The organism is Streptomyces sp. NPDC031064 (genome assembly GCF_055570965.1).
Genome location: NZ_JBVIGF010000005.1, coordinates 80,293 through 105,307, shown reverse-complemented (window position 1 = coordinate 105,307; position 25,015 = coordinate 80,293). Strand labels below are relative to the sequence as shown.

Annotated in this window: 22 protein-coding genes, 1 tRNA gene and 1 pseudogene; 10 read left to right on the top strand and 14 right to left on the bottom strand. The window is 72.1% G+C overall.

Features of this window, described 5'->3' with window-relative positions; all coding sequences use genetic code 11:
* Window positions 1–231: 231 nt before the first annotated feature.
* Window positions 232–1,536, top strand: a complete 1,305-nt coding sequence (locus ACZ46W_RS19295; RefSeq protein WP_468338986.1) for a class I SAM-dependent methyltransferase — start codon at window positions 232–234, stop codon at window positions 1,534–1,536.
* Between the two features lie 87 nt (window positions 1,537–1,623).
* Here ACZ46W_RS19295 and ACZ46W_RS19290 read toward each other — a convergent pair whose 3' ends face one another.
* Both ACZ46W_RS19290 and ACZ46W_RS19285 read right to left on the bottom strand, forming a co-directional pair.
* Entirely contained in the window at window positions 1,624–4,152 is a 2,529-nt protein-coding gene (locus ACZ46W_RS19290) for an ABC transporter permease (protein WP_468338984.1), read from the bottom strand.
* A 125-nt stretch (window positions 4,153–4,277) separates the two neighbouring features.
* Window positions 4,278–5,048, bottom strand: a complete 771-nt coding sequence (locus ACZ46W_RS19285; protein WP_366128619.1) for an ABC transporter ATP-binding protein — start codon at window positions 5,046–5,048, stop codon at window positions 4,278–4,280.
* Window positions 5,049–5,451: 403 nt separating this feature from the next.
* Here ACZ46W_RS19285 and ACZ46W_RS19280 point away from each other — a divergent pair.
* Both ACZ46W_RS19280 and ACZ46W_RS19275 read left to right on the top strand, forming a co-directional pair.
* A tRNA-Leu gene (locus ACZ46W_RS19280) sits at window positions 5,452–5,533 on the top strand.
* Between the two features lie 183 nt (window positions 5,534–5,716).
* Complete coding sequence (locus ACZ46W_RS19275; protein ID WP_468338982.1) at window positions 5,717–6,595, top strand: Bax inhibitor-1/YccA family protein; 879 nt, start codon at window positions 5,717–5,719, stop codon at window positions 6,593–6,595.
* A gap of 82 nt (window positions 6,596–6,677) precedes the next feature.
* Here ACZ46W_RS19275 and ACZ46W_RS19270 read toward each other — a convergent pair whose 3' ends face one another.
* Entirely contained in the window at window positions 6,678–6,908 is a 231-nt protein-coding gene (locus ACZ46W_RS19270; protein WP_073757614.1) for a DUF4287 domain-containing protein, read from the bottom strand.
* A gap of 99 nt (window positions 6,909–7,007) precedes the next feature.
* Between ACZ46W_RS19270 and ACZ46W_RS19265 the strand changes: the two genes are divergently transcribed.
* Entirely contained in the window at window positions 7,008–7,355 is a 348-nt protein-coding gene (locus ACZ46W_RS19265; protein WP_468338979.1) for a hypothetical protein, read from the top strand.
* Here ACZ46W_RS19265 and ACZ46W_RS19260 read toward each other — a convergent pair.
* The 3 genes from ACZ46W_RS19260 to ACZ46W_RS19250 form a co-directional block, all read right to left on the bottom strand.
* Entirely contained in the window at window positions 7,339–8,244 is a 906-nt protein-coding gene (locus ACZ46W_RS19260; RefSeq protein ID WP_468339828.1) for a hypothetical protein, read from the bottom strand. The genes ACZ46W_RS19265 and ACZ46W_RS19260 overlap by 17 nt on opposite strands.
* A 428-nt stretch (window positions 8,245–8,672) precedes the next feature.
* Window positions 8,673–9,893 carry an acetyl-CoA C-acetyltransferase gene (locus tag ACZ46W_RS19255; protein ID WP_468338977.1) on the bottom strand — a complete coding sequence of 407 codons (1,221 nt, stop codon included), beginning with the start codon at window positions 9,891–9,893 and terminating at the stop codon, window positions 8,673–8,675.
* Window positions 9,894–10,363: 470 nt separating this feature from the next.
* The gene (locus tag ACZ46W_RS19250; RefSeq protein ID WP_468338975.1) at window positions 10,364–11,368 is read right to left on the bottom strand and encodes an SGNH/GDSL hydrolase family protein; all 1,005 of its coding nucleotides are present in this window, start codon (window positions 11,366–11,368) and stop codon (window positions 10,364–10,366) included.
* 104 nt (window positions 11,369–11,472) lie between these two features.
* Here ACZ46W_RS19250 and ACZ46W_RS19245 point away from each other — a divergent pair, with 104 nt between their 5' ends.
* Window positions 11,473–12,858 carry a cystathionine beta-synthase gene (locus ACZ46W_RS19245; protein WP_468338973.1) on the top strand — a complete coding sequence of 462 codons (1,386 nt, stop codon included), beginning with the start codon at window positions 11,473–11,475 and terminating at the stop codon, window positions 12,856–12,858.
* Window positions 12,859–13,136: 278 nt separating this feature from the next.
* Here ACZ46W_RS19245 and ACZ46W_RS19240 read toward each other — a convergent pair whose 3' ends face one another.
* Window positions 13,137–13,559: a hypothetical protein gene (locus ACZ46W_RS19240; protein WP_468338971.1), complete on the bottom strand. Its 423-nt coding sequence runs from the start codon at window positions 13,557–13,559 to the stop codon at window positions 13,137–13,139.
* 178 nt (window positions 13,560–13,737) lie between these two features.
* Here ACZ46W_RS19240 and ACZ46W_RS19235 point away from each other — a divergent pair, with 178 nt between their 5' ends.
* On the top strand, window positions 13,738–14,583 hold the full coding sequence (locus ACZ46W_RS19235; protein WP_366128612.1) for a MurR/RpiR family transcriptional regulator: 846 nt from the start codon (window positions 13,738–13,740) through the stop codon (window positions 14,581–14,583).
* A gap of 100 nt (window positions 14,584–14,683) precedes the next feature.
* Window positions 14,684–15,244 (top strand): hypothetical protein, encoded by a 561-nt coding sequence (locus tag ACZ46W_RS19230; protein ID WP_468338968.1) that lies wholly within the window; start codon window positions 14,684–14,686, stop codon window positions 15,242–15,244.
* Window positions 15,245–15,317: 73 nt separating this feature from the next.
* On the opposite strand, the gene ACZ46W_RS19225 is transcribed toward ACZ46W_RS19230, so the two are convergent.
* The 7 genes and pseudogenes from ACZ46W_RS19225 to ACZ46W_RS19195 all read right to left on the bottom strand — a co-directional run bounded on the left by ACZ46W_RS19225 (window position 15,318) and on the right by ACZ46W_RS19195 (window position 20,659).
* Complete coding sequence (locus tag ACZ46W_RS19225) at window positions 15,318–15,692, bottom strand: hypothetical protein (protein WP_468338966.1); 375 nt, start codon at window positions 15,690–15,692, stop codon at window positions 15,318–15,320.
* A gap of 8 nt (window positions 15,693–15,700) precedes the next feature.
* Window positions 15,701–16,240, bottom strand: a complete 540-nt coding sequence (locus ACZ46W_RS19220) for a roadblock/LC7 domain-containing protein (protein ID WP_468338964.1) — start codon at window positions 16,238–16,240, stop codon at window positions 15,701–15,703.
* 43 nt (window positions 16,241–16,283) lie between these two features.
* On the bottom strand, window positions 16,284–17,072 hold the full coding sequence (locus tag ACZ46W_RS19215) for a transcriptional regulator (protein WP_468338962.1): 789 nt from the start codon (window positions 17,070–17,072) through the stop codon (window positions 16,284–16,286).
* Window positions 17,069–17,407 (bottom strand): hypothetical protein, encoded by a 339-nt coding sequence (locus ACZ46W_RS19210; RefSeq protein WP_468339826.1) that lies wholly within the window; start codon window positions 17,405–17,407, stop codon window positions 17,069–17,071. Before ACZ46W_RS19210 ends, ACZ46W_RS19215 begins: the two co-directional genes overlap by 4 nt.
* 165 nt (window positions 17,408–17,572) lie before the next feature.
* Window positions 17,573–17,782, bottom strand: a pseudogene (locus tag ACZ46W_RS19205) (hypothetical protein); the annotation flags it as partial.
* Between the two features lie 130 nt (window positions 17,783–17,912).
* The gene (locus tag ACZ46W_RS19200; RefSeq protein WP_468338960.1) at window positions 17,913–19,268 is read right to left on the bottom strand and encodes an APC family permease; all 1,356 of its coding nucleotides are present in this window, start codon (window positions 19,266–19,268) and stop codon (window positions 17,913–17,915) included.
* A 38-nt stretch (window positions 19,269–19,306) separates the two neighbouring features.
* On the bottom strand, window positions 19,307–20,659 hold the full coding sequence (locus ACZ46W_RS19195; protein ID WP_468338958.1) for a type III PLP-dependent enzyme domain-containing protein: 1,353 nt from the start codon (window positions 20,657–20,659) through the stop codon (window positions 19,307–19,309).
* A gap of 119 nt (window positions 20,660–20,778) precedes the next feature.
* Here ACZ46W_RS19195 and hutU point away from each other — a divergent pair, with 119 nt between their 5' ends.
* Genes hutU through ACZ46W_RS19180 form a run of 3 tightly spaced genes read left to right on the top strand, consistent with a single transcriptional unit; the run spans window position 20,779 to window position 25,015 of the window.
* Entirely contained in the window at window positions 20,779–22,443 is a 1,665-nt protein-coding gene (hutU, locus tag ACZ46W_RS19190; RefSeq protein WP_468338956.1) for a urocanate hydratase, read from the top strand.
* A 56-nt stretch (window positions 22,444–22,499) separates the two neighbouring features.
* Window positions 22,500–23,690: an allantoate amidohydrolase gene (locus tag ACZ46W_RS19185; protein WP_468339824.1), complete on the top strand. Its 1,191-nt coding sequence runs from the start codon at window positions 22,500–22,502 to the stop codon at window positions 23,688–23,690.
* On the top strand, window positions 23,681–25,015 hold the full coding sequence (locus tag ACZ46W_RS19180) for a formimidoylglutamate deiminase (RefSeq protein WP_468338954.1): 1,335 nt from the start codon (window positions 23,681–23,683) through the stop codon (window positions 25,013–25,015). Before ACZ46W_RS19185 ends, ACZ46W_RS19180 begins: the two co-directional genes overlap by 10 nt.

Genomic DNA, 25,015 nt, shown 5'->3' with positions numbered 1-25,015 from the left:
TCCGCATACCCGGCCCCGGCGGCCCGTGCGCCGGGGCGGGTGCCTGGCCGTGCGCCGGGGCGGGTGCCCGGGGGTGGCTCCGGCGGGCTGAAGGGGTGTCAGGGCGCCCGGCAGGCCGGGCGGCACGCATTTTGCCGTCGCATTGCATCGTTTCGGGACTGCATCCGTGCGCCCCGGGTGTTTTCGTGGTGTTGAGCATTTCTGGGATCCCTCATCACGGAGGTGTGCACCATGGCCGACGCCGCGTCGCGGCTCACCACGCTCGCCGAGGACCTGCTGGGCGTTCCGCTCCCGGTCGGGATCCGCGCCTGGGACGGCAGTGAGGCGGGACCGCCGGGTGCGCCCGTCCTCGTCGTACGCCACCGCCGGGCGCTGCGGCGGCTGTTGTGGAAGCCGGGGGAGCTGGGGCTCGCCCGGGCCTGGGTCGCCGGGGAGCTCGACGTGGACGGCGACCTGTATGAGGCCCTCGACCGGCTCGCGGGCCTCGTCTGGGAGCGCGGCGCCGACGCCAAGGACGCCGTGCACCCCGTACGCAACCCCAGACTCCGCGCCGCCGCCCGCGGCCTGGTCCAGCTCGCCGGGCCCTGGCCGCCGCCCCCGCCGCCCGCCGAGGAGGTCCGCCTCCGCACCGGCCCCCTGCACACCAAGCGCCGCGACAGGGCGGCCATCAGCCACCACTACGACGTCGGCAACGACTTCTACGCGCTGGTCCTCGGCCCGTCCATGGTCTACTCGTGCGCCTACTGGTCCGAGGGCAGCACCCTCGAAGAGGCCCAGGCCGCCAAGCTCGACCTCGTCTGCCGCAAGCTGGCCCTGAAGGAGGGCGACCGGCTGCTCGACGTGGGCTGCGGCTGGGGCTCGATGGCCATCCACGCCGCCCGCGAGTACGGCGCCCGTGTCGTCGGCGTCACCCTCTCCACCGAGCAGGCCGCCTACGCCCGCAAGCGCGTCGCCGACGAGGGCCTGACCGACCGGGTCGAGATCCGCGTACAGGACTACCGCGACGTCAAGGACGGGCCGTACGACGCGATTTCGTCCATCGGCATGGCCGAGCACGTCGGCCGGATCCGCTACCGCGAGTACGCCGACGACCTGTACGCCCTGCTCAAGCCCGGCGGCCGGCTGCTGAACCACCAGATCTCCCGCCGCCCCGAGAAGGACGAAGCCGCCTACCACGTCGACGACTTCATCGACCGGTACGTCTTCCCCGACGGCGAGCTCGCACCCGTGGGCCGGACCACCACCGCCCTCGAAGACGCCGGGTTCGAGGTCAGGGACGTCGAGGCCATCCGCGAGCACTACGGCCACACCCTGCGGCGCTGGGTGACCAACCTGGAGTCCCGCTGGGCCGAGGCCGTACGGCTCGCCTCCCCCGGCCGGGCCCGCGTCTGGCGGCTCTACATGGCGGCCTCCGCCGTCTCCTTCGAGCGCAACCGCATCGGCGTCAACCAGATCCTCGCCGTGCGGACGCCCGACGACGGCGTCTCGGGCCTGCCGCTGCGGACGAGGGAGTGGACCGAGCGCCCGGACCGCTGACACGGCGAGACCGCTGACACGGCGAGACCGCTGATACGCCGAGGGCCGGGTCCCCCGGAGGGGACCCGGCCCTGTTTCCTGTGGGGGTCACTCGGCCTTGATGGCGTTCAGCATGTTGAGCTTCGCCGCGCTGCGCGCCGGCCACATCGCGGCCAGGACGCCCACCAGGGCCGCCAGGACCAGGAAGAGCCCGATCCGGTCCCAGGGGATGACCAGCGCGTAACCCGGCAGGCTCGACTTGATGGTCTGGCCGATCGCCCAGCCCAGGAACGAGCCGAGGCCGATGCCGACCACCGCGCCGAAGACCGAGATGACCACGGCCTCCAGCCGCACCATCCGCTTCACCCGGCGCCGGTCCAGGCCGATCGCCCGCAGCATGCCGATCTCCTGCTGCCGCTCGAAGACCGACATCGCCAGCGTGTTGACCACACCCAGCACCGCGATGATCAGGGCCATCGCCAGCAGGCCGTACATGATGTTCAGCATCATGTTGATCATGCCGCCGAACTGGTCGCGGATGTCCTGCTTGTCCATGACGTTGATCGCCGGGTTGTCACCGAGCGCGTTGACCAGGGCCTTCTCGTTCGCCGCGGTCTGGCCGCCGTCCATCTTCACGAAGATCTGCGGGATGTACGGCTTGGTCTCGTGCGGGGCGACCACCTTCGTGTCCACCAGGACCGGCGAGAGGAACTCGCTGTCCTTGTAGACCGCGCCGACCTTCAGGGAGCCCTTCTTGTCGTCGTTGAAGGTGACCGGCAAGGTGTCGCCGACCTTCCAGCCCTGCTTGGTGGCCGTCTTCTCGGCGACCGCGATGCCGCCCTTGCCGAGCGAGTCCAGCGAACCGTTCACCAGCTCGACGTTGAGGACCCGCTCGATGTCGCCCGGCGTGATCGCCGACGCCGACACCCAATCGCCCTCGACCTCGAAGGACGAGGACTGCTGCGGCGAGACCGCCGTGACGCCCGGCGCCTTCTCCAGCGCGGCCAGCGCGGACTTGTCGAGATCGCCGCCGCTGGCCATCGCGACCATGTAGTCGGCCTTGATCTGGTCCGTGGTCATCTTGTCCAGCGCCGTGCCGACCGTGACGCCCAGCACCGACAGGCCGGTGACCAGCGTCAGGCCGATGGCCAGCGCGGAGGCGGTGGCGCCGGTGCGGCGCGGGTTGCGGACCGCGTTCTGTCCGGCCAGTTGGCCGGAGACCCCGAAGGCGCGGACCATCAGCGGCCGTACGAGGGCGATGACCGGGCGGGACAGCAGCGGGATCAGCACGATCACGCCGACCAGGGCGAGGAAGGCACCGCCCGCGATGAGCATCCTGCCGTCCGAGCCGGCCGCCGCGCCCGCCACGATCAGCGCCGCGCCCGCGGCGGTGATGAACCCGCCGATGGAGTTGCGCACGACCAGCGACTTGGTGGTGGCCACCGCGTGGACGCTGCTCATCGCGGCCACCGGCGGGATCTTCGCGGCACGGCGGCCGGGCAGCCAGGCGGCGAGCATCGTGATCAGGACGCCCACACCGAGCGCGGCGAGCACCGGCGTCGTACCGATGACGAGCGGTCCGTCGGGCACCTTCATGCCGAACGCGGCCATCCCGGAGCGCAGCGCGACGGCCAGGCCGACGCCGAGCGCGAAGCCCACCACGGAGGCGACCAGACCGACCACACCTGCCTCGGCCAGCACCGAGCGGGTGATCTGCTTGCGGGAGGCGCCGACGGCGCGCATCAGCGCGAGTTCCTTGGTGCGCTGGGCGACCAGCATGGTGAAGGTGTTGGAGATCAGGAAGACACCGACGAAGAGCGCGATGGCGGCGAAGGCCAGGAGCATCTGGTTGAGGCTGCTCAGGCCCTCCTCGATGTCCTTCGCCTGCTCGTCGGCGAGCGCGGCGCCCGTCTTGGCCTCGGCGTTCTCCGGGATCAGCGGCTCGACCGCGTCGAGGATCCGCGCGTCGTCGGCGCCGGACGCGGCGGTGACGGTCACGTCCTTGAAGTAGCCCGGCTTCAGGTAGAGCGCTTGCGCGACGGAGGTGTCGAAGAGGACCAGGCTGCCGCCGGCGCTGACGGCGCCGTCCTCGGTGGTGAAGACGCCGGCCAGCGTGTACTCCTTGACCGGCCCGTTCGTGGCGACGCGGACCTTGTCGCCGACCTTGTACTCGCCCTTGGTGGCGGTGTCCTTGTCCAGGGCGATCTGGTCGGCCCTCACCGGGCCGGAGCCCTCGGTGAAGTCGTAGGCGGCGTCCTTGCCGTCCTTGCCGGGGGCGAAGTTGGAGCCCTTGTTCGACCAGCCGACGCCGATCAGTTTGCCGTCGGGGTCGGCGACCCCGGCGAATCCGTCCACGCGTCCGGTGACGGAGGCGACCCCGTCCAGCCGGCCGATCTTGTCGAGGGTCTGCTGGGAGAGGCCCGGCTCCTGCTTGGCGTCGGCCGCGTCGGCGTACGAGGTGACGGCCACGGCGACGTTGTCGTAGCTCTTGGCCGACTGGTTGCGGAAGGCGTTGGACAGGGTGTCGGTGAAGACCAGGGTGCCGGCGACGAACGCCACGCCGAGCATGACGGCGAGCACGGTCATCAGCAGCCTGGCCTTGTGCGCGAGCACGTTGCGCAAGGCGGTACGGAACATGAGGTGTGAGTCCTGGGGTGAAGGAGGGAACGGCGGGATTCCGGGGCGCGTGGCGGGCCCGGTGGTGCGGGCGGCCCGGGTGGGCCAGGACGGCCCGGTCCGGGGCGGCGCGCCCCGGTGGGGCGTCAGCTCGTGCGGCCCTTGGCGTCGAACTCCTTCATGCGGTCGAGCACGCCGTCCGCCGTCGGGCGCAGCATCTCGTCGACGATGCGGCCGTCCGCGAGGAAGATCACCCGGTCCGCGTAGGAGGCGGCCACCGGGTCGTGGGTGACCATCACGACCGTCTGCCCCAGTTCGCGCACCGAATTGCGCAGGAAGCCCAGCACCTCGGCGCCGGAGCGGGAGTCGAGGTTTCCGGTCGGCTCGTCACCGAAGATGATCTCGGGCCGGGAGGCCAGCGCGCGGGCCACGGCGACGCGCTGCTGCTGTCCGCCGGAGAGCTGCGCGGGCCGGTGGCCGAGGCGCCCGGACAGGCCCACCATGTCGATGACCTTGCGCACCCACTCCTTGTCGGGCTTGCGGCCCGCGATGTCCATGGGGAGGGTGATGTTCTCCTGGGCGGTCAGCGTCGGCAGCAGGTTGAACGCCTGGAAGATGAAGCCGATCTTGTCGCGGCGGAGCTGGGTGAGCTGCTTGTCCTTGAGGGAGCCCAGCTCCGTGTCACCGATCCGGACGGAACCGCTGCTGAAGGTGTCGAGCCCGGCCACGCAGTGCATCAGCGTCGACTTGCCGGAGCCCGAGGGACCCATGATCGCGGTGAACTCGCCCTGGTGGAAGTCCACGGTGACCCGGTCCAGGGCGACCACCTGGGTCTCACCCTGTCCGTAGACCTTGGACAGATCCGTGGCGCGGGCGGCCACCGCGGTGGCGCGGTAGGCGGTGGGGGTGGTGGTCACGTGGGGGCTCCTGTCGGGGACTGTTCTTCGAGGACCCGTCCATCGTCATCGCCCACCACCCCGCCGGGCGTCCGTCCGCATGCCCGTATCCGGGGCAGCCTGGAGTCGGACCGGGGGGCCCGCCCCTCCTCCTGAGGTATGACGGGGCCCCTGAGACGCGGCCCGGGGGGCCGGGGCGGAGGGGGCGGTTCACCGACCGGGTGACAGGAGGCGACGACTTTCCGTCATTCCTTTGCGTACGTCTTTGCGGCCGCGAGCCCCCCAAGCCTGCCGCGGAACGCCGCCCACCAGCACTGACGCACCCTCAGACGTCAATAAAATAAGACAACATCGGGCCATCGTTCCGCTGTTCGGGGGACGCGCCCCGATAGGCTCATGTGCCAACGCGGAGCCGCGGGGTAACGCCCGGATGGTGGAATGCAGACACGGCGAGCTTAAACCTCGCTGGCCTTCGGGCCGTACCGGTTCGAGTCCGGTTCCGGGCACTCCCGACCCTCCTCACGGGAGCGGTCCCACAAAAAACCGGACGACCGGCAGGATTCAGCCACGGACGAGCGAGCGAACCAGTGTGACGGGAGTGAAAGATCCTCCCCGAGCACTAGGGTGTTTCTTTTGCTTGCCCATTACTCTTGTCTCAAGGCCGCGCACGGCGGCCATGGAGGAGTGAGATGAGGAGCAGCAACCCGGTCTTCTCGCGACGGGGGTTCAGCCGCGACAACGGCTATGCGGGCTTCAACGCGCAGCAGCCGCAGGCCGGGGGCCCCGTCGCTGGAACGAACCCGTACGCGACGAACCCGTACGCGACCAACCCTTACGCGCAGGACGCCCAGCTCGGCGCCCCCGCACAGGCCCCGGCGCGCCCCGGTGCGATGACCATCGACGACGTGGTGTCCCGCACCGCGATCACGCTCGGTACGGTCTTCGTCACCGCGACGCTCGCGTGGTTCCTGATGCCCGTCGACCCGGCGAACATCAACACGTCGTACGGCATCGCCATCGGCGCGGCCCTCGTGGCCTTCGTCTTCGCGATGATCCAGTCCTTCAAGCGCAAGGCGTCCCCCGCGCTGATCCTGCTGTACGCGGCGTTCGAGGGCGTCTTCCTCGGCGTGATCTCCAACGCCGTCTCGACGTACTTGTCGCCGGGTGTCGTCCCGCAGGCGGTGCTCGGCACCATGGCGGTCTTCGCCGGCGTGCTGATCGCCTACAAGATGCGCTGGATCCGCGTCACCCGCCGCTTCTACGGCTTCGTGATGGCGGCCGCGATCGGCTTCATCTTGCTGATGGCGGTGAACATGCTGTTCGCCGTGTTCGGCGGCGGTGACGGCCTCGGCTTCCGCAGCGGTGGCCTCGGCATCCTGTTCGGTGTCATCGGCATCATCCTCGGTGCGTGCTTCCTGGCCCTCGACTTCAAGCAGGTCGAGGACGGCATCACCTACGGCGCCCCGCGCGAGGAGTCCTGGCTGGCGGCCTTCGGCCTCACCATGACGCTGGTGTGGATCTACCTGGAGTTCCTGCGACTGCTGTCGATCCTCCAGGGCGACGACTGACGCGAGTGAACGTACGAAGGGCCCGTCCGGCAGCGCGCCGGGCGGGCCCTTCGGCGTTGTCGTCCGACCCGTCAGAGCAGCTTCACAGCAGCTTGCGGGCGGCCCGCCTCAGGTCGTACTCGTGGATGATCGCCTTGGCGTGTCCGTAACTGAGGTTGTGCTCGCCCCGGAGCCAGCTCACCTTCTCCTCGAAACGTACGAGGGAGGGGCCTTCCTCGACGGTGCGAAGCCATTCGGACACTTGCCGGCCTGTGCAGTGGGGAATGCGGGAGAGCAGATTTCGATGGGTCTCTTCGGAGAAGACTTGGGACATCGGCGCCTCCGGACGCTGTGCGCGTGTGCTCCTTCACGTCACCGTGCCTGAGCGTTCGCCCGTTGGCAACAGTCCCGTCGCGGCGCATAGGGTCGCGGCGTGCTCGATACGACAGAACTGACCGCCGCCGTCGAACGCTTCGCCGACCGGCTGCGGGCCGCGCCACAGAGCCGGCTCCAGCGGGGCGCGGCGGCCGAAGGGCTGGCTCTGGCCAGGGACTTGGCGCTCCGGGCGCAGCGGCTGGAGGCGCCGGACACGCCGCCGCGGACCATGCCGGACGCGGGGGTGTTCGCGGTCGCGGACCAGTTGGTGGTGGCCTGCAACGATTTGGCGGAAATTCTGCGAACGGCCCCGGCCGGTTCCCCGGCGCAGCGGGAGCTGCTCCGGCGGGAACTGGACGAGGCCGTGGCGGCGGTGCGGCGAGCGGCGGCTACAGCGACGCTATGACGCGGTCCGCGAGGATGTAGACGCTCTCGGCGTCGGCGCCGCTGCCGCACGAGAAGGTCAGGGCGTACGCGCCGGAAACCCCGGACCCGCCCAGCAGGACCGGCGTCTCACCGCGGCGCAGCGCCTCCGCGAGGCGCTCGGCGGTCTCCCGGTGGCCGGGCGTCATGCACAGGGTCGTGCCGTCGGCGAACACGTACACGTCCAGGGTGCCCAGGGGGCCGGGCCGTACGTCGGTGAGCGCCGTGCGGGTCTCGGCGAGCTCCTCCAGGCGGGCCACGGTGCGCTCGTGGTCGGTGACCACGGGCGTCTGGACCGGCACGAAGTCGGGGTGGGAGGGGTGGCGGCGGCGGGCCGCGGCCAGCTCGGGGGAGTCCTCGGGGAACTGGTTGTCGGTGATGCCGGGGAAGTCCGGCAGCTCGGCGAGGGCGTCGAGGTCGTCGAGGCCGTCGGCGTACTCGGCGTACTCCAGGCCGAGGTCGGTCGCGTCCATCGCGTCCAGCGCCTCCAGGCCCGCGAAGTCCGCCTGACGCGGCACGAAGAACGGCCCGTCCTCGCCCGTGCCGGCCGCCGTGCCGCCGCCCGGTCCGGTCAGCCCGCCCAGCAGCGTGCCGGGCCCGTCGGCGGCGTCCCGCGCCTCCTGGGCGGCCCAGAAGGCCCGCGCCTCGGCCAGCTCGCGCTCCCGCTCCTCCGCGAGGGCCTCGGCGACGGCCGCGCGTATGTCCTCGGCGGCGCGGGCGTGCGGAACGGTGGGGGTACGGTCGGCGGTGTTCGCGGCGGCGAGCTCCGTGCGCAGCGCGGTGACCTGCCGGCGCAGCCCGTGGGCGGCGTGCAGGGCAGCGGCGCCCACGGCCGTGGCGGTGGCCGTGGTCAGCAGCAGGGCGAGAGACATGGCGCTCACTGACTTACTCCCGGTTTCAATCGATCCCCCGCACTTCCTACATCAGCTTGTCGTGCCCCCGCGCCCCCTGTCAGTGCATTACGTCACGAAATGGACAGGTCTTTTGCCTCGTGGTTTTACCGGATTATCAGGCTGACCTGCACAAACGAATCTCCCCCGGGAGATAGGTCACATCCTGGGGGAGATTCGGTCACGGCTGGGACGCGGCGGGGTTAGCCGAGTCGCCCGCTGCTTCTGGTCGCGTTCCGCTTCACTACCGCTGCGGGCAGGTGCCGCCCTCGTTCCTCGGGCGACCCCTACCCTCCGCTACAGCTCAGCTCAGCTCAGCCGCTCGCCTCTTCTGGTCGCGCTTCGCTTCGCTACCGCTGCGGGCAGGTGCCGCCCTCGTACCTCGGGCGACCCCTACCCTCCGCTACAGCTCAGCTCAGCCGCTCGATGACCATGGCCATGCCCTGGCCGCCGCCGACGCACATGGTCTCCAGGCCGAACTGCTTGTCGTGGAACTGGAGGCTGTTGATCAGCGTGCCGGTGATGCGGGCGCCGGTCATGCCGAAGGGGTGGCCGACGGCGATGGCGCCGCCGTTGACGTTCAGCTTCTCCAGCGGGATGTCCAGGTCGCGGTACGACGGGATGACCTGGGCGGCGAACGCCTCGTTGATCTCGACCAGGTCGATGTCGCCGATGGTCAGCCCGGCGCGCTTCAGCGCCTGCTTGCTCGCCTCGACGGGCCCGTAGCCCATGATCTCGGGCGACAGGCCGGAGACGCCCGTGGAGACGATCCGCGCGAGCGGGGTGAGGCCCAGCTCGCGGGCCTTGGTGTCGCTCATGATGACGAGCGCGGCGGCGCCGTCGTTGAGCGGGCAGCAGTTGCCGGCGGTCACCAGGCCGTCGGGGCGGAAGACCGGCTTCAGGCCCTGCACGCCCTCCAGCGTCACGCCCGCGCGCGGGCCGTCGTCCTTGCTGACGACGGTGCCGTCGGGCGTGGTGACGGGGGTGATCTCCCGCTCCCAGAAGCCGTTCTTGATCGCTTCCTCGGCGAGGTTCTGCGACCGGACGCCGAACTCGTCCATGTCCTGGCGCGTGACGCCCTTGAGGCGCGCCAGGTTCTCGGCGGTCTGGCCCATCGCGATGTACGCGTCGGGGATCAGGCCGTCCTCGCGCGGGTCGTGCCAGTCGGTGCCCTCCTGCTCGGCGCGGGCGGCGGTGCGGGCCTCCGCCTCGGCGAACAGCGGGTTGTGCGTGTCGGGCAGGCCGTCGCTGGTGCCCTTCACGGAGCGGGACACCATCTCGACGCCGGCGGAGATGAAGACGTCGCCCTCGCCCGCCTTGATGGCGTGCAGGGCCATGCGGGACGTCTGGAGCGACGAGGAGCAGTACCGGGTGATCGTGCAGCCCGGCAGGTGGTCCATCCCCATCTGCACGGCGACGATCCGGCCCAGGTTGTGCCCCTGCTCGCCGCCGGGCAGGCCGCAGCCGAGCATCAGGTCGTCGATCTCACGCGGGTCGAGCTCGGGCACCTTGGCGAGCGCGGCCTGAATGATCGTGGCGGTCAGGTCGTCCGGCCGCAGGTCCTTCAGCGAGCCCTTGAAGGCCCGGCCGATGGGGGAGCGGGCGGCTGAGACGATCACGGCTTCGGGCATCACGGCTCCAGAGGGGCGAGGGGCAGGACTGAGAGGGAAGTTACCTGTACGTATCGCTCAGGTCATCGGGCCGGGCGTGTGATGCGGACCGCATTTCTAAGCGCTCGCTCAGCACCCGCGGGTCCGGCCTGCCACCGGGCACCTTCCCGTTACCCGCGGTTTCACCCACTGCGGCGGGCCCCCTGGGCCGCCGCAGCCGGAAGGGGCGGGCTTCCCGTGGCTGACCCGAAGGGGGACGCGCAGCGGGTCGTGTTCAGGGCGTAAAACGACTGAGCTTGCGAAGGAGAGCCCAGGGCGCGATCCCCGGAGCGGCCCCAACGGCACGCGCCCGCGCCGGGCCGACCCCGACGAGCCGGGGCCCGCGCCGGGGTGACCGCGCCGGGGGGGGCGACCCCGACGAGCCGGGGCCCGCGCCGGGGCGGCCGCTCAGGGTCCACCGTTTCGGAGGGGCGCGCCGTCCGCGGGAGGGGTCAGGGGCGGGCGTCGTCGGGGAGGGGGGCCGGGTCCTGGACCGAGGGGAGGCGGCGACGGCGGCGGTGCTTGAGCAGGGCCCACGGCGCGCGGGCGCCCGTGACCTCCGTACCGGCTTCCTCCACCGCCTCCGCCGCGGCCTTGGCGACCGGCAGCATGCCCTCCCGGCGGTCCGCCTCCAGCAGGTCCGCCTCCGGCCACACGCCCAGCACCGCGCACAGGGTCGGCAGCACCGCCATCGCCGCCGTCGCGTACCCCTCCGCCGACGGGTGGTAGTTGTCCGCCCCGAACATCTCGCGAGGGTTCGCCGCGAACTCCGGGCCCAGCAGGTCGCCCAGCGACACCGTGCGGCCGCCCTGTTCGACGACCACGATCGTCTGGGCGGCCGCGAGCTGGCGCGACGCACGCCGCGCCAGCCACCGCAACGGCTGGTACACCGGCTCGATCGTGCCCAGGTCGGGGCACGTGCCCACGACGACCTCCGCGCCCGCCGTACGCAGCCGGCGCACGGTCGTCGCCAGGTACCGCACCGACTGCGTGGGCGACATCCGGTGCGTCACGTCATTCGCGCCGATCATGATCACGCACACGTCGGGAATCCGACCCGGATGGGCGAGCAGCAGCGTGACCTGGCGCTCCAGGTCGTCCGAGCGGGCCCCCGGCAGGGCGACGTTCCGCAGCTCCACCGGGCGCTCCGCGACCGCCGCGAGCCCCGAGGCCAGCAGCGCGCCGGGCGTCTGGCCCGCCCGGCGCACTCCCTGGCCCGCCGCGGTGGAATCACCCAGGAGGGCGAGCCGCAGGGGCTCGGCGCCGCCCGCGTACCCCCGGCCGTACAGCCCGTCCGCGCACGGCGGCAGCGGCGCCACACCGCCGCCCACCGAACGCTTCGCCAACTGCACCTCGGCCAGCAGCACCCCGACCGCCGCCACCCCCAGCAGCCCGATACCGCCGCCCCCGTACGCCGCGCCGGCGGCGATCCGCCGTGCCACCCTCGCCCTCGACATAGGGGCAGCCACCTCCTTGTTGCCGTACAAGAGCTAACTGCCCCGTAACCGCCTCCGACTACGCATACGCTGGCTGGACCATTACGGAGACCCCGGAGACTACGGTGCAATACCACGACTCGATGATCAGCCTCGTCGGCAACACCCCGCTGGTGAAGCTCAACAGTGTGACCGAGGGCCTCAAGGCCACCGTCCTGGCCAAGGTCGAGTACTTCAACCCCGGCGGTTCGGTCAAGGACCGCATCGCCCTGCGCATGATCGAGGCGGCCGAGGAGAGCGGCGCCCTCAAGCCGGGCGGCACGATCGTCGAGCCCACGTCCGGCAACACGGGCGTCGGCCTCGCCATCGTGGCCCAGCAGAAGGGCTACAAGTGCATCTTCGTCTGCCCCGACAAGGTCTCGACCGACAAGATCAACGTGCTGCGGGCGTACGGCGCCGAGGTCGTCGTCTGCCCCACGGCCGTTGACCCCGAGCACCCGGACTCGTACTACAACGTTTCCGACCGCCTCGTCCGTGAGACGCCGGGTGCCTGGAAGCCGGACCAGTACTCCAACCCGAACAACCCCCGTTCGCACTACGAGACCACCGGTCCCGAGCTGTGGGAGCAGACGGACGGGAAGATCACCCACTTCGTCGCCGGTGTCGGCACCGGCGGCACCATCTCCGGTACCGGCCGCTACCTCAAGGAGGTCAGCGGCGGCACGGTCCGCATCGTCGGCGCCGACCCCGAGGGCTCCGTCTACTCCGGCGGCTCCGGGCGGCCCTACCTCGTCGAGGGCGTGGGCGAGGACTTCTGGCCCACCGCCTACGACCGGACCGTCACCGACGAGATCATCGCCGTGTCCGACAAGGACTCCTTCCAGATGACCCGCCGCCTGGCCAAGGAGGAGGGTCTCCTGGTCGGCGGCTCCTGCGGCATGGCGGTCGTCGCGGCGCTGCGCGTCGCCGAGGGCCTCGGCCCCGACGATGTCGTGGTCGTCCTCCTTCCGGACAGCGGACGCGGCTACCTTTCGAAGATCTTCAACGACGAGTGGATGGCCGACTACGGCTTCCTGGAGGAGTCCGGCCCGTCCGCGAGCGTCGGCGACGTCCTCCGCCACAAGGAGGGCGACATCCCCAAGCTCGTCCACATGCACCCCGAGGAGACGGTCGGCGAGGCCATCGACGTGCTGCGCGAGTACGGCGTCTCGCAGATGCCCATCGTCAAGCCCGGCGCCGGTCACCCCGACGTCATGGCCGCCGAGGTCGTCGGCTCGGTCGTCGAACGCGAGCTGCTGGACGCCCTGTTCACCAAGCGCGCCTCCCTCGACGACCCGCTCGACAAGCACATGAGCCCGCCGCTGCCCCAGGTCGGCTCGGGTGAGCCGGTCGCGGACCTGATGTCCGTACTGGGCACGGCCGACGCGGCGATCGTGCTGGTCGAGGGCAAGCCGACCGGTGTGGTGAGCCGTCAGGACCTGCTCGCCTTCCTCGCGAAGGACGGCAAGTAGCCACAACGGGACGGGGCTTCGCCGAAACGGTACGAGCACGACATGTTGCGGCAGCACCCGCTTAACACGCGTCCGGCACTGTAGTCCTTGTCGGCGTCAAGGACTTCCGGAGCGGCTCCCGGACCTCCAGTGAACGCCACGGACGCGGAGACCGGCCCTGACCCGGGCCCGTGTCCCTCGCGGGGACCGCCGTCGTCCCGCCCCCCGGCAACGGGGGTGCGGCGGTCCCCGCGCCACTCTTCCCCGTTACGCGTGTCTCCCGTTACGCGTGTCTGCCGTCACGCGTCCGGATCGCGGCGCCGCCGCTGGGATATGCCCCGCAGGCAGTGCGCCGCGTTGACGCCGACTATGCCCGCCCAGGTGACGAGCAGGCCCTTCAGTCCGGCGTGCGCCGCGCCGATCGCCGTGAGCGGGATCGCGAGGACCAGCGAGACGACGGCGAAGCCGAAGCGCTCCCCGAATTTCTCCCCCACGGCCGGCGCCCCGCCGGGGCGGGCGCCGCGGGCGACGATCATCTGCTGCTCGGCGACCTGGCGGCGGACGCGGCGGTCGACCGTGGCGTCCAGGCGCTGCTCCACCTTCTCCAGGAACGACTCGACGAGGGCCGACTCGTACTCCGTCCCCAGTTCGCGCCGGGCCTGAAGGGTGGCGTCGAGCTCCTTCTCGAGCTCCTTCTCGAACTCCGTGTCGCGGGTTTCCATGCTCGATACGGTACGGAGCCGGAGAAGTGGTGTCGCTGGGGCTAGCCCCCCTCTTCGACCCCCGGGGCTCCCCCGGGGGTCGGTTCTCCCCCGGCCTCCTCGCGCCGCTTGCCCGGCTGCATATTGTCATGCAGAGTCTTGGATGACTGAATAGGAAGCTCGGGAACAGGGGGACGGCATGAGCGACAGCCCTGCCGCACGGTTGCAGGCGCTCTTCGAGGGGCACCGGCTGACGCCCACCCAGCGGCGGATCGCCCACTCGATGGTGCGCCGCGCCGGCGACGTACCGTTCCTGTCCAGCGTGGAGCTGGCCGAGCTGGCCGGGGTCAGCCAGCCGTCCGTGACCCGCTTCGCGGTGGCGCTCGGGTTCGACGGCTATCCGGCGCTGCGCAAGCACCTGCGCGAGGTGGCGCCCGCCGAGCCGGCCGCCGCGGCGGCGGGCGAGACGACGTACAACGAATACCAGCAGGCCGTGCTGGGCGAGATCGAGAACCTGAAGCACCTCGCCGAACTGCTCGCCGACCCCGAACCGGTGGAGCGTGCCGGGCGGCTGCTCGCCTCGTCCCGGCCGCTGCCCGTGCTGGGCCTGCGCGCCGCCTCCTCCCAGGCGCGCGGCTTCGCGTACTTCGCGGCGAAGGTGCACCCGGACGTGCGGCTGCTCGACGAGGGCGGCACCATGCTCACCGACCGGATCGACGCCGCCGTGCGGGCGGGCGCCACCGTGCTGCTCTGCTTCGCGCTGCCCCGGCACCCCCGCGAGGTCGTGGACGCCCTCGCGTACGCGCGCGACGCCGGGCTCACCGTCGTCACCGTGGCCGACTCCGCGTTCGCCCCGGTCGCCAAGCACAGCGACCTGCTGCTCCCGGCGGCGGTCGGCACCGGCCTCGCCTTCGACACGGCGTGCGCGCCGATGCTGCTGGGGCGGGTGCTGCTGGAGGCGATGTGCGACGGGCTGCCGGACGCGCAGGCGCGGCTGGAGGAGTTCGACGCGGCGGCGGCCGCGCGGGGGCTGTTCGTCGAGTGACGTCCCCTCGGAGCGTTCCGCTCAGGGGCTCTCAGGAGACTTTAAGGAAGGGGCGTTACCCTCCCGCCGCACCGAGGAGACCGTGAACAGGGAGGCGGACGTGGCTCGCGGAGGGCAGGTACTGGCGAGAGTGGCCGTGGTCGTACGGGCGGGGGCCGCGCCCCTGTGGTGGCCGGGACTGCTGGCCGCCGCGACCGGGGCGCTGCTGCCCGGGCTCACCGGGCGGCGCATCGGGCTGCTGACCGGGGCCGCGCTCTTCCTGGTGACCGCCGCCGCCGTGGCCCTGGCCCGGCGAGGGCGCTATGTACGGCTGGCCACGGAGGCCACCCGGGCCGCGCGGGCGGACTTCCTCCAGGACCGCGCCGTGACGCTGCGGGTCTGGCGGCGCGCCCACCGCTGGTGGCTGCTGGGCGCGTTCCTCGCCGCCGTCGGCTCGTCGTTCGCGCTGCCCGGCGCGGGCGGGCTGTGGCTGGCGGGCGCGGGCGCCGGGCTCTGGCTGAAGGCGCTGTGGATCGGCCACCGGGAACGTACCGACGAGACCCTGTGGTGGGTACGGGCCGACTGGCTCGGCAAGGGACCGGCCGGAAAGCCCGTCAAGGGGTACCGGTCGACGGGCATCGCGGCCGGCGACGCCGCACCGGGCGGGGCGCGGCGCCGCTGAGCGTACGTACGCCGGCCAGTCCTACGCCGGGCGTACGCAGGCCGGTCATACGTAGACCGGTCATAAGCCGGTCTCATATCTCCAGTTCGGCCTCGATCCTCCGGAGCTGGTGGCGGGCCATCGCCAGGTTCGCCCGCTCCTTGTCCAGCGCCAGGTAGAGGAACAGGCCGTTCGCGCCCCGGCCCTTGAGGAGCCGGATCAGGTGGTACTGCGAGCCGAGCGTGATCAGGATGTCCTCGATCTCGTCGCTCAGCCCGAGCATCTCCATGGTGCGCACCTTGGCGCGTACGACGTCGGTGTTGCCGGCGGCGGCGACCGACAGGTCGAGGTCCTTGCCGCCGCCTATCGTGCCGAGGGCCATGCCACTGGTGTAGTCGACGAGGGCGGCACCCAAGGCGCCGTCGATGACGGTGGTGGCTTCCTTGAGGGCGGTTTCGGTGTTGGCCATGGGTCTTCTCACGCTTCCTTCGGTTTGTGGGACGGGAGGGGCGGGATGGCTGTGTGTTGGGGCTCGCGCCGGTGCAGGGCGCCGTCGACCAGTTCGCCGATGCGCGCGCTCGACCGCCGGGCCTCCAGGTGGAGCCGGCCCACGTTGATGCGGGGCTCGGCGAGGAGCGTCAGGACGGCGGAGGCGCCCGCCGCGTACGTCGCGACGTAGCCGTGCTCGCCGCGGACCAGCAGCTCGCGGAAGCCGCCCTGTCCGGTGGCCTCCGTGAGCCGCAGCGCCACGCCGAGCGCGGCCGCGGTGAGCGCGGCGACGCCCTCCGCGGCGTCCGCGTCCGCCGTGTCGCGGGCCAGGACCAGACCGTCGGCGCTGCCCGCGAGCGCCCCGGTCACCTGCGGGACCCGGGCGCGCAGGCGCCTGAGCTCGGCGAGCACTTCGGCTTCGGCCGCGGTCATGAGCTGTCTCCTTTCGCTCCCCGCACTCCTCTCGCTCCTCGCGCTCCTTTCAGTCCTTTCGGTCCTCTCGGCGCGTTGGCGCAAGGCGCGCCTCATGAGCGGGCATGGGGCGTACGGGGCCTACGGGGCGTACGAGTGGTCACAGATGGGCCTCCAAGGCGTCACGGAGCCGGCGGAGCAGGGCGACGTCCGGGTCGGGCGCACAGGGCGCGTAGGGCGCGTAGGGCGCACTGGGCGCACTGGCCGCGCTGACCGCGCGGTGCGCGTCGGACGGGAAGCGCGCCGACTCGTACGGGGGCGGTTCGTGCCGGGTGGGTTCGGGCGGGGTCGCCACGAGCCCGGCCGCGGCCAGCCGCCGGATCTCCAGCAGGGTGTGGAACGCGGGCCGGCCCAGCGCCCACGCGAGTTGCGCGGGGGTGCGTACGCCGTCGGCGTGGGCCAGCAGGGAGCGCTGCCGGGCGGTGACCGTCTGGCCGGGCGCGGCGGCACGCGGGACGACCGGCGCGGTGTCGACGGCGGGGTAGGGCCACACGCTGTCGAGCAGCTCCCGGCGGCGCAGCGTCTCGCGCTCCACGTCGGCCGCGGACACGGGACCTACGGGCCGTACGGCGTGCGTCCCGTGAGCGGCGCCGTACTGGAAGCGGGCCGGGCCCCGGCCGGGCGCCAGCGCGAAGAACGCGGCGTCGAACAGGGCGCCCAGGTGGCAGATCTCCAGCTCACCGGCAGCGATCCGGCCCCGTCGTGGCCGCCGTCCGCCCGCCGTCAGCAGGACGTCCGGCCCGGGCGCGACCGGGCTCTCGGCGTGCACGACCCGCCCCTCGACGAGGTACAGGGTCCCGTGGTCCCGCACCAGCGCCCCGGTCGCCCGCTCCCTGGCGAGCCGCAGCAGCATCGGGGACACGACCGCTCTGGCGGCGTGCGCGCTCATACCAGTACCAGCCGCTCGGCCAACTCCCGCAGGCGGAGGCGGGCGAGGGCGAGGTTGCCGGTGGAGCGGTCCAGCCACAGGTGGAGGAAGACGCTGCTGTCGAACGTCGTCTCGACGAACCGCAGGACGTGATAGCCGGTACGGGTCGTCACGATGACGTCCTCGACGGGCGGGGCCTTCGGGTCCACGCCCCCCGCCCGCGCCGGGACCAGGGCCGGAACGAGCGCCGGGACCAGGGCCGGGGCCGCGCCCGGGGCCGCGCCCGGCCGGTCCGACGGCCCCGCCGGATCCGGTAACGCCCCGGCAGGGCCCGCCCCCGCCGGTAACGCCCCCACCGCTCCAACCGTCCCAGCCGTCCCAGCCGCCCCAACCGCCTCCGACGGTGACGCGGCCGGACCCCGCGCCGGTAACGACCCCGGTAGCGACTCCGGTATCGGCCGCGACCCCGACCCCGGCCCCGGCTCCGGCCCGGACCCCGACCCCGATCCCGATCCCGGCCCCCATCCCGGCTCCGACTCGGGGGCGAACGACTCGTACTCCGCCGCCGCCCGCGCCAGTTCCGCCGTTTCCGCCGCCGTCGTCTCGTGGTCGCCCACCGGGGACCGGCCGGCCGTGCCGAGGGCGAGGCCACTGGTCCAGTCGACGAGGGCCGCCCCCAGCGCGCCCGGCAGGCTCATCGCTTCGCGCAGGCACTCGTCGATTCCGGGCACGCGGGCTCCCCTCCCAGTTCCCCGTTGCGCTCAAGGTGCTGTGACCATGACGCTACGCAACGTTCCCCCGCCTGGTGGGAGTTCTGGCATTTTCCAGAGGAACGTGCCCCGGAGGGGATAGGGTCGCCGGTTACGACTCGCCGCGTACCCGCATCACCACCTTGTTGACCACCCACAGCCCCACACCGATCGCCAACAGCACCCCCGCCCGGATGTAGACGTCTGCGTCCCGGTCGGCAAGTGGGCTGGCCAGGATGAGGGCGGTGATCGCGCCGAGGACCGGCAGCGCCGTCGGCGTACGGAAGTGCTCGTGCTCGACCGGGTCGCGGCGCAGTACCAGTACCGCGATGTTGACCACCGCGAAGACGCACAGCAGCAGGAACGCCGTCGTGTCGCCCAGGCCCGCGATCTCGCCGGTCGAGACCAGCCCGACGGCCAGGAGCGAGACGAAGACGATCCCGACGACCGGGGTGCGGCGGACGCGGAGGACGCGGCCCATGGCGCGCGGCAGAATCCGTTCGTTGGCCATGCCGTAGCAGAGGCGCGAGGCCATCATGATGTTGATGAGCGCCGAGTTGGTGACGGCGAACAGCGCGATGAGGGCGAACGCCTTGGGCGGGAAGTCGATCCCGCCGGCCTTGACGACCTCCAAGAGCGGCCCGCTGGACTTCTCCAGGGTGCGGTAGTCGACCATGAGCGACGAGATCAGCGCCACCAGGACGTAGATGGTGCCGGTGACCGCGACGCCCGTGAAGATGGCCCGGGGGAAGGTGCGGACCGGGTCGCGGGTCTCCTCGGCCATGTTGACCGAGTCCTCGAAGCCCACGAAGGCGAAGAAGCCGAGCGCGGTGGCCCCCAGCACGCTGGTGATCAGGGCGTACCCGGTGCCGCTCGCTTGGAACTCACCCAGCCGCGACGGCTCCCCGTCCCCCGTGAGCACCGCCCAGGCGCCGATGGCCAGGATGATCAACAGGCCGGTCAGCTCGACGAGCGTGAGGACGACGTTGGTCTTCACGGACTCCGACACGCCTCGCAGGTTCAGCGCGGCGAGCGCGAGGATGAAGAGGATCGCGATCAGCGTGGGCGGGACCACGCCTTCCGTGAACTCGGCGAGATAGTCCCCGCTGAACGCCCGGGCGGCCGCGCTCGCGGACGACAGGCCCGAGCACATCACCATGAAGGCGACGATGAAGGTGAGGAAGGGGACCTTGAACGCCTTCTGGGTGTAGAGGGCCGCCCCGGCCGCCTTGGGGTACTTGCCGACGAGTTCGACGTACGACGCCGCCGTCAGGATCGCGACGACGAAGCCGATCGCGAACGGCAGCCAGAGCGCGCCCCCCACCTTCCCCGCCACCGCGCCGGTGGTGGCGTAGATGCCGGTGCCCAGGATGTCGCCGATGACGAAGAGGATGAGCAGTTTCGGTCCGATGACCCGTTTGAGGGCCGGCTCCTGGTGAGCTCCCGCGGGCTCTTCGGTGGTGGTCATGGGGTGGTTGTGCCCCCGCCGTCCGGGGTGATGCCCGATCAGTCCACGAGCAGCACGTCCGGGCGTACGCCACCTGCCTCGGCGACGATCTCGGCGACGGTCTGCGGCGGGCGTACGGTCGCGAAGCGGACCGACCCGTCCTCGCGGGTCGTGAACCCGTACACCCCCGGACGGGCGAGGGAGTTGTACGCGTAGTGGTGCGCGAAGTAGTACGCCCCGGTGTCCAGAGCGGCCACGATGTCGCCCGGTTCGAGGCGCGGCAGCGGGCGCTGGACGGCCAGCAGGTCGCCCGCGAAGCAGGCCGGCCCGGCCACGTCCTGGTCGACGACCGGGCCGCCCGTCTTGGGCATCCCCTTGGCGTCGTACGCGGCGATCCGCAGCGGCCAGGAGACGGGGTCGTAGACGGTGCGGGTGGCGACCTGCACGCCCGCGTGCGTCACGGCGATGGGCCGCGCGCCGGACGTCTTGGTGTACTCGACGCGGGCCAGGACCGTGCCGTGCTTGGCCAGCAGTGACCGGCCGAACTCGGTGACCAGGCCGTACCGCCCGTCGAACAGCCCCGGGACCTCGGTGGCCAGGAGCCGGGCGTACTCCGCGTACGTCGGTGTCTCGTCGTCGGAGGTGAAGTTCACCGGCAGGCCGCCGCCGATGTCGATGGTGTCGACCTGGCGGCGCCCGGCGGCCGTGTTGATCTCCTCGGCGAGCCCGTACACCTCCCTGATGCCGGTGACGAGCAGGGACAGCGGCACGCCCTGCGAGCCGGAGTGGGTGTGCAGGCGGGTGAGCCAGGGGCGGTCGAGGTACGCCCGGACGACGCCGGCGCGGGCGCCCTCGTCGCGCAGGGCGACGCCGAACTTGGAGGTGGCGGTGGCTGTCGACAGGGCGTCGATGGTCCCGCCGCCGATCTGTGGGTTGACGCGCAGGCCGAGCGGGGAGGCGCTCGGCGTTTCGTGGCGCAGGGCGTCGATGCGGGCCAGTTCCTGCGGGTTGTCGGCGTTGACGGCGATCCCGAGGGCCAGGGCCTCGCGCAGCTCGGCGGGGGTCTTGGCGGGGGAGTCGAGGACGATCCGGTCCGCCGTCACCCCGGCGGCGCGGGCCAGGGCCAGCTCGCCGGGGCTGGCGACCTCGGCGCCGAGGCCCGCCTCGTACAGCAGGCGCAGCACGGGGACGAGCGGGGACGCCTTGACGGCGAAGGCGTGCAGGACGGGCGCGTCGGTGACCTCCGCGAAGGCGGCGCGGAGGGCGGCGGCGGAGGCGCGCACGCCGGCGATGTCGAGGAGGGCGGCGACGGGTTCGGTCTCGGTGAGCAGGGCCTGGTCGACTGCCGCTCGTACGGCCTGATCGCGACGGTCCGAAGCCATGCCCATGCCCATGTTCGCCATGTTCGCCATGTTCTCCAGCCAATCATCCGGTGTCGGGCGCCGCAGCCGTTGACTACATCTATTCAGCAAGCCAATATGTGAATACCAACTCTGCAATCGCTGCTCATCGCATCCGAGGAGGCATCCCCATGTCAGGACCCCGCCCCGTACGGGCCCCGCGCGGTACGGAACTGAGTGCCCTGGGATGGCAGCAGGAAGCCGCCCTCCGGATGCTCCAGAACAACCTCGACCCCGAGGTCGCCGAGCACCCCGACAAGCTCGTCGTCTACGGCGGCACCGGCAAGGCCGCCCGCGACTGGCGCTCCTTCGACGCGATGGTCCGTACGCTGCGGACGCTCAAGCAGGACGAGACCATGCTGGTCCAGTCCGGCCGCCCCGTCGGCGTCATGCAGACCCACGAATGGGCCCCGCGCGTCCTGATCGCCAACTCCAACCTGGTCGGCGACTGGGCGAACTGGGAGGAGTTCCGGCGCCTGGAGCAGCTCGGCCTGACCATGTACGGCCAGATGACCGCCGGGTCGTGGATCTACATCGGCACCCAGGGCATCCTCCAGGGCACGTACGAGACGTTCGCCGCCGTCGCCGCGAAGAAGTTCAACGGCACCCTGGCCGGGACGATCACCCTCACCGCCGGCCTCGGCGGCATGGGCGGCGCCCAGCCGCTCGCCGTGACCATGAACGACGGCGTCGCCATCTGCATCGACTGCGACCCGCGCGCCATCGAGCGCCGCATCGAGCACCGCTACCTGGACGTGAAGGCCGACTCCCTCGACCACGCCCTCCAGCTCGCGGTGGAGGCACGCGACGCCCGCCGCCCGCTCTCCATCGGCGTCCTGGGCAACGCGGCCGACCTCGTCCCGCGGCTCCTCGCGATGAACGCCCCCATCGACATCGTCACCGACCAGACCTCCGCCCACGACCCGCTCTCCTACCTGCCGGTGGGCGTCGACTTCGACGACATGGCGGCGTACGCGGCGAAGGACCCGGCGGGCTTCACCACCCGTGCCCGCGAGTCCATGGCCAGGCACGTCGAGGCCATGGTCGGCTTCATGGACGCGGGCGCCGAGGTCTTCGACTACGGCAACTCCATCCGGGGCGAGGCGCAGCTCGCCGGCTACGACCGGGCGTTCGCCTTCCCTGGCTTCGTACCCGCCTACATCCGCCCCCTGTTCTGCGAGGGCAAGGGCCCCTTCCGCTGGGCCGCCCTGTCCGGTGACGCCGCCGACATCCACAAGACCGACAAGGCGATCCTCGACCTCTTCCCCGAGAACGAGTCGCTCGCCCGCTGGATCAAGATGGCCGGCGAACGCGTCCACTTCCAGGGCCTGCCCGCCCGCATCTGCTGGCTCGGCTACGGAGAGCGCGACCGCGCCGGCGAACGCTTCAACGACATGGTCGCCTCCGGCGAGCTGTCCGCCCCCCTCGCCATCGGCCGCGACCACCTCGACTGCGGCTCGGTCGCCTCCCCGTACCGCGAGACCGAGGCCATGCTGGACGGCTCCGACGCCATCGCCGACTGGCCGCTCCTCAACGCCATGGTCAACGTCGCCTCCGGTGCCTCCTGGGTCTCCATCCACCACGGTGGCGGCGTCGGCATGGGCCGCTCCATCCACGCCGGCCAGGTCACGGTCGCCGACGGCACCCCGCTCGCGGGCGAGAAGATCCGCCGCGTCCTCACCAACGACCCGGGCATGGGCGTCATCCGCCACGTCGACGCGGGCTACGACCGCGCCGAGTCGGTCGCCGACGAGCGCGGCGTCCGCGTCCCGATGCGGGAGGGTGACGAAGCGTGACCGGCACCGCGGGCGCACACCCACCCACCGGCGGGCAGCCGCCCTCGTTCCACGAGATGTGGCGGCAACTCGCCCCCATCGGCCGCCACGCCTCCACCCGTGGCTACCGCCGCTACGCCTGGACCGGCGCCGACGCCGACTGCCGCACCTGGTTCCAGGAGCAGGCCGAGGCGCGCGGGCTCACCTATGAGACCGACCGCAACGGCAACCAGTGGGCCTGGCTCGGCGACCCCCTCGGCGAGGACGCCGTCGTCACCGGCTCGCACCTGGACTCCGTCCCGGACGGCGGCGCCTTCGACGGCCCGCTCGGCGTCGTCTCCTCCTTCGCCGCGCTCGACGAACTCCGCGGCAGGGGAGTGGAGTTCCGCCGGCCCCTGGCCATCACCAACTTCGGTGACGAGGAGGGCGCCCGCTTCGGCCTGGCCTGCGTCGGCTCCCGCCTCACGGCCGGACAGTTGACGAAGGCCGCCGCGTACGAGCTGCGTGACGCCGACGGCGTCACCCTGCCCCAGGCCATGGAGGCGGCCGGGTACGACCCGGAGGCCATCGGCCCGGACCCGGAGCGCCTCTCCCGTATCGGAGCGTTCGTCGAACTCCACGTCGAGCAGGGCCGCGCGCTGGACCTGACGGGCGACGCCGTCGGTATCGCCTCCGCCATCTGGCCGCACGGCCGGTGGCGGTACGACTTCCACGGCGAGGCCAACCACGCCGGCACCACCCGGCTCGGCGACCGGCGCGACCCGATGCTGACGTACGCCGAGACGGTCCTGGCCGCCCGCCGCGAGGCCGAACTCGCCGGAGCCGTCGCCACCTTCGGCAAGATCGCGGTCGAGCCCAACGGCGTCAACGCCATCCCCTCCCTGGTACGCGGCTGGCTCGACTCCCGGGCCGCCGACCAGGCGACCCTGGACGCGGTCGTCTCGGGTATCGAGGCGGCCGCCCACGAGGCCGCCGCCCGCCAGGGCATCGACCTCACCGTCGTACGCGAGTCCTTCACCCCCGTCGTCGAGTTCGAGCACGCCCTCCGGGACGAGCTGGCCAAGATCCTCGGTGGCCAGATCCCGGTCCTGGGCACCGGCGCCGGGCACGACGCGGGCATCCTGTCGGCCTCCGTCCCGACGGCCATGCTCTTCGTCCGCAACCCCACGGGCGTCTCCCACTCCCCGGCCGAGTACGCGGCCGAGGACGACTGCGTGGCCGGCGTCCACGCCCTCGCCGACGTACTGGAGGGCCTCGCGTGCCGCTGACCTACTGGGCCGAACACGCCTGGCTCGGCACCCATGTCGAACCGGGCGTCGCCCTCGACGTGTCCGACGGCCGGCTCACCGCCGTACGCACCGGCGTCGACGCCCCGCCACCGGGCGCGGTGCCCTTGCGCGGCCTGACCCTCCCGGGCCTGGCGAACGCGCACAGCCACGCCTTCCACCGTGCCCTGCGCGGCACCGTGCAGGTCGGCTCCGGCACCTTCTGGACCTGGCGCGAGGTCATGTACCACGTCGCCTCCCGTCTGACGCCCGACAGCTACTTCGCGCTCGCCCGGGCCGTGTACGCGGAGATGGCCCTGGCCGGCATCACGGCCGTCGGCGAATTCCACTACCTCCACCACGCGCCCGGAGGCGCCCCGTACGCCGACCCCAACGCCATGGGCGAGGCCCTGATCGCGGCGGCCGGCGAGGCGGGCATCCGCATCACGCTGCTCGACACGGCGTACCTGTCGTCCGGCTTCGGCGAGCCGCCCAACGAGCACCAGCGCCGGTTCTCCGACGGCACGGCGGAGGCGTGGGCCGAGCGCGCGTCCCTCCTCAAGGACCGCGACGGCGTCCGCATCGGCGCGGCCGTCCACTCCGTACGGGCCGTGCCCGCCGACCAGCTCTCCACGGTCGCCCAGTGGGCCGCCGACCGCCAGGCGCCCCTGCACGTCCACCTCTCCGAGCAGACCGCCGAGAACGACGCCTGCCTGGCCGCCCACGGCCGCACCCCGACCCGGCTGCTCGCCGACCACGGCGTACTCGGCCCGCGCACCACAGGGGTGCACAACACCCACCTCACCGACGAGGACATCGCCCTGCTCGGCGGCACCGGCTCCGGCACCTGCATGTGCCCGACGACCGAACGCGACCTCGCGGACGGCATCGGCCCGGCCGTCGCCCTCCAGCGGGCCGGCTCGCCCCTGTCGCTGGGCAGCGACAGCCACGCCGTGATCGACCTGCTGGAGGAGGCGCGGGCGATGGAGCTCGACGAGCGCCTCCGCTCCCGCACGCGGGGGCACTGGACGGCCGCCGCGCTGCTGCGCGCCGCCACCGCCGACGGGCACACGGCCCTCGGCTGGCCGGGCGCCGGGCGCCTCGAAACCGGGGCGCTCGCCGACTTCACGACGATCGCCCTCGACACCGTCAGGACAGCGGGACCGGAGCCGCGTCTGGGAGCTGAGACAGCGGTATTCGCCGCGTCGGCAGCGGATGTGCGCCATACGGTCGTGGGCGGCCGTCACGTCGTACGCGACGGAGCCCATGCCCTGGTCCCGGACGTACCCCGAGCCCTGGCGGAGTCGATCGCCGCGCTGCGCGGCTGA

What these genes read in the sequence shown, in the direction of transcription:
- ACZ46W_RS19185 (WP_468339824.1), top strand. Translation starts at nt 22,500, where the DNA reads ATGTGGCGGCAACTCGCCCCCATCGGCCGCCACGCCTCCACCCGTGGC.
- ACZ46W_RS19275 (WP_468338982.1), top strand. Translation starts at nt 5,717, where the DNA reads ATGAGGAGCAGCAACCCGGTCTTCTCGCGACGGGGGTTCAGCCGCGAC.
- ACZ46W_RS19250 (WP_468338975.1), bottom strand. Translation starts at nt 11,368, where the DNA reads ATGTCGAGGGCGAGGGTGGCACGGCGGATCGCCGCCGGCGCGGCGTAC.
- ACZ46W_RS19225 (WP_468338966.1), bottom strand. Translation starts at nt 15,692, where the DNA reads ATGGCCAACACCGAAACCGCCCTCAAGGAAGCCACCACCGTCATCGAC.
- ACZ46W_RS19270 (WP_073757614.1), bottom strand. Translation starts at nt 6,908, where the DNA reads ATGTCCCAAGTCTTCTCCGAAGAGACCCATCGAAATCTGCTCTCCCGC.
- ACZ46W_RS19235 (WP_366128612.1), top strand. Translation starts at nt 13,738, where the DNA reads ATGAGCGACAGCCCTGCCGCACGGTTGCAGGCGCTCTTCGAGGGGCAC.
- ACZ46W_RS19255 (WP_468338977.1), bottom strand. Translation starts at nt 9,893, where the DNA reads ATGCCCGAAGCCGTGATCGTCTCAGCCGCCCGCTCCCCCATCGGCCGG.
- ACZ46W_RS19200 (WP_468338960.1), bottom strand. Translation starts at nt 19,268, where the DNA reads ATGACCACCACCGAAGAGCCCGCGGGAGCTCACCAGGAGCCGGCCCTC.
- ACZ46W_RS19290 (WP_468338984.1), bottom strand. Translation starts at nt 4,152, where the DNA reads ATGTTCCGTACCGCCTTGCGCAACGTGCTCGCGCACAAGGCCAGGCTG.
- ACZ46W_RS19215 (WP_468338962.1), bottom strand. Translation starts at nt 17,072, where the DNA reads ATGAGCGCGCACGCCGCCAGAGCGGTCGTGTCCCCGATGCTGCTGCGG.
- ACZ46W_RS19295 (WP_468338986.1), top strand. Translation starts at nt 232, where the DNA reads ATGGCCGACGCCGCGTCGCGGCTCACCACGCTCGCCGAGGACCTGCTG.
- ACZ46W_RS19220 (WP_468338964.1), bottom strand. Translation starts at nt 16,240, where the DNA reads ATGAGGCGCGCCTTGCGCCAACGCGCCGAGAGGACCGAAAGGACTGAA.
- hutU (WP_468338956.1), top strand. Translation starts at nt 20,779, where the DNA reads ATGTCAGGACCCCGCCCCGTACGGGCCCCGCGCGGTACGGAACTGAGT.
- ACZ46W_RS19260 (WP_468339828.1), bottom strand. Translation starts at nt 8,244, where the DNA reads ATGTCTCTCGCCCTGCTGCTGACCACGGCCACCGCCACGGCCGTGGGC.
- ACZ46W_RS19240 (WP_468338971.1), bottom strand. Translation starts at nt 13,559, where the DNA reads ATGGAAACCCGCGACACGGAGTTCGAGAAGGAGCTCGAGAAGGAGCTC.
- ACZ46W_RS19195 (WP_468338958.1), bottom strand. Translation starts at nt 20,659, where the DNA reads ATGGCGAACATGGCGAACATGGGCATGGGCATGGCTTCGGACCGTCGC.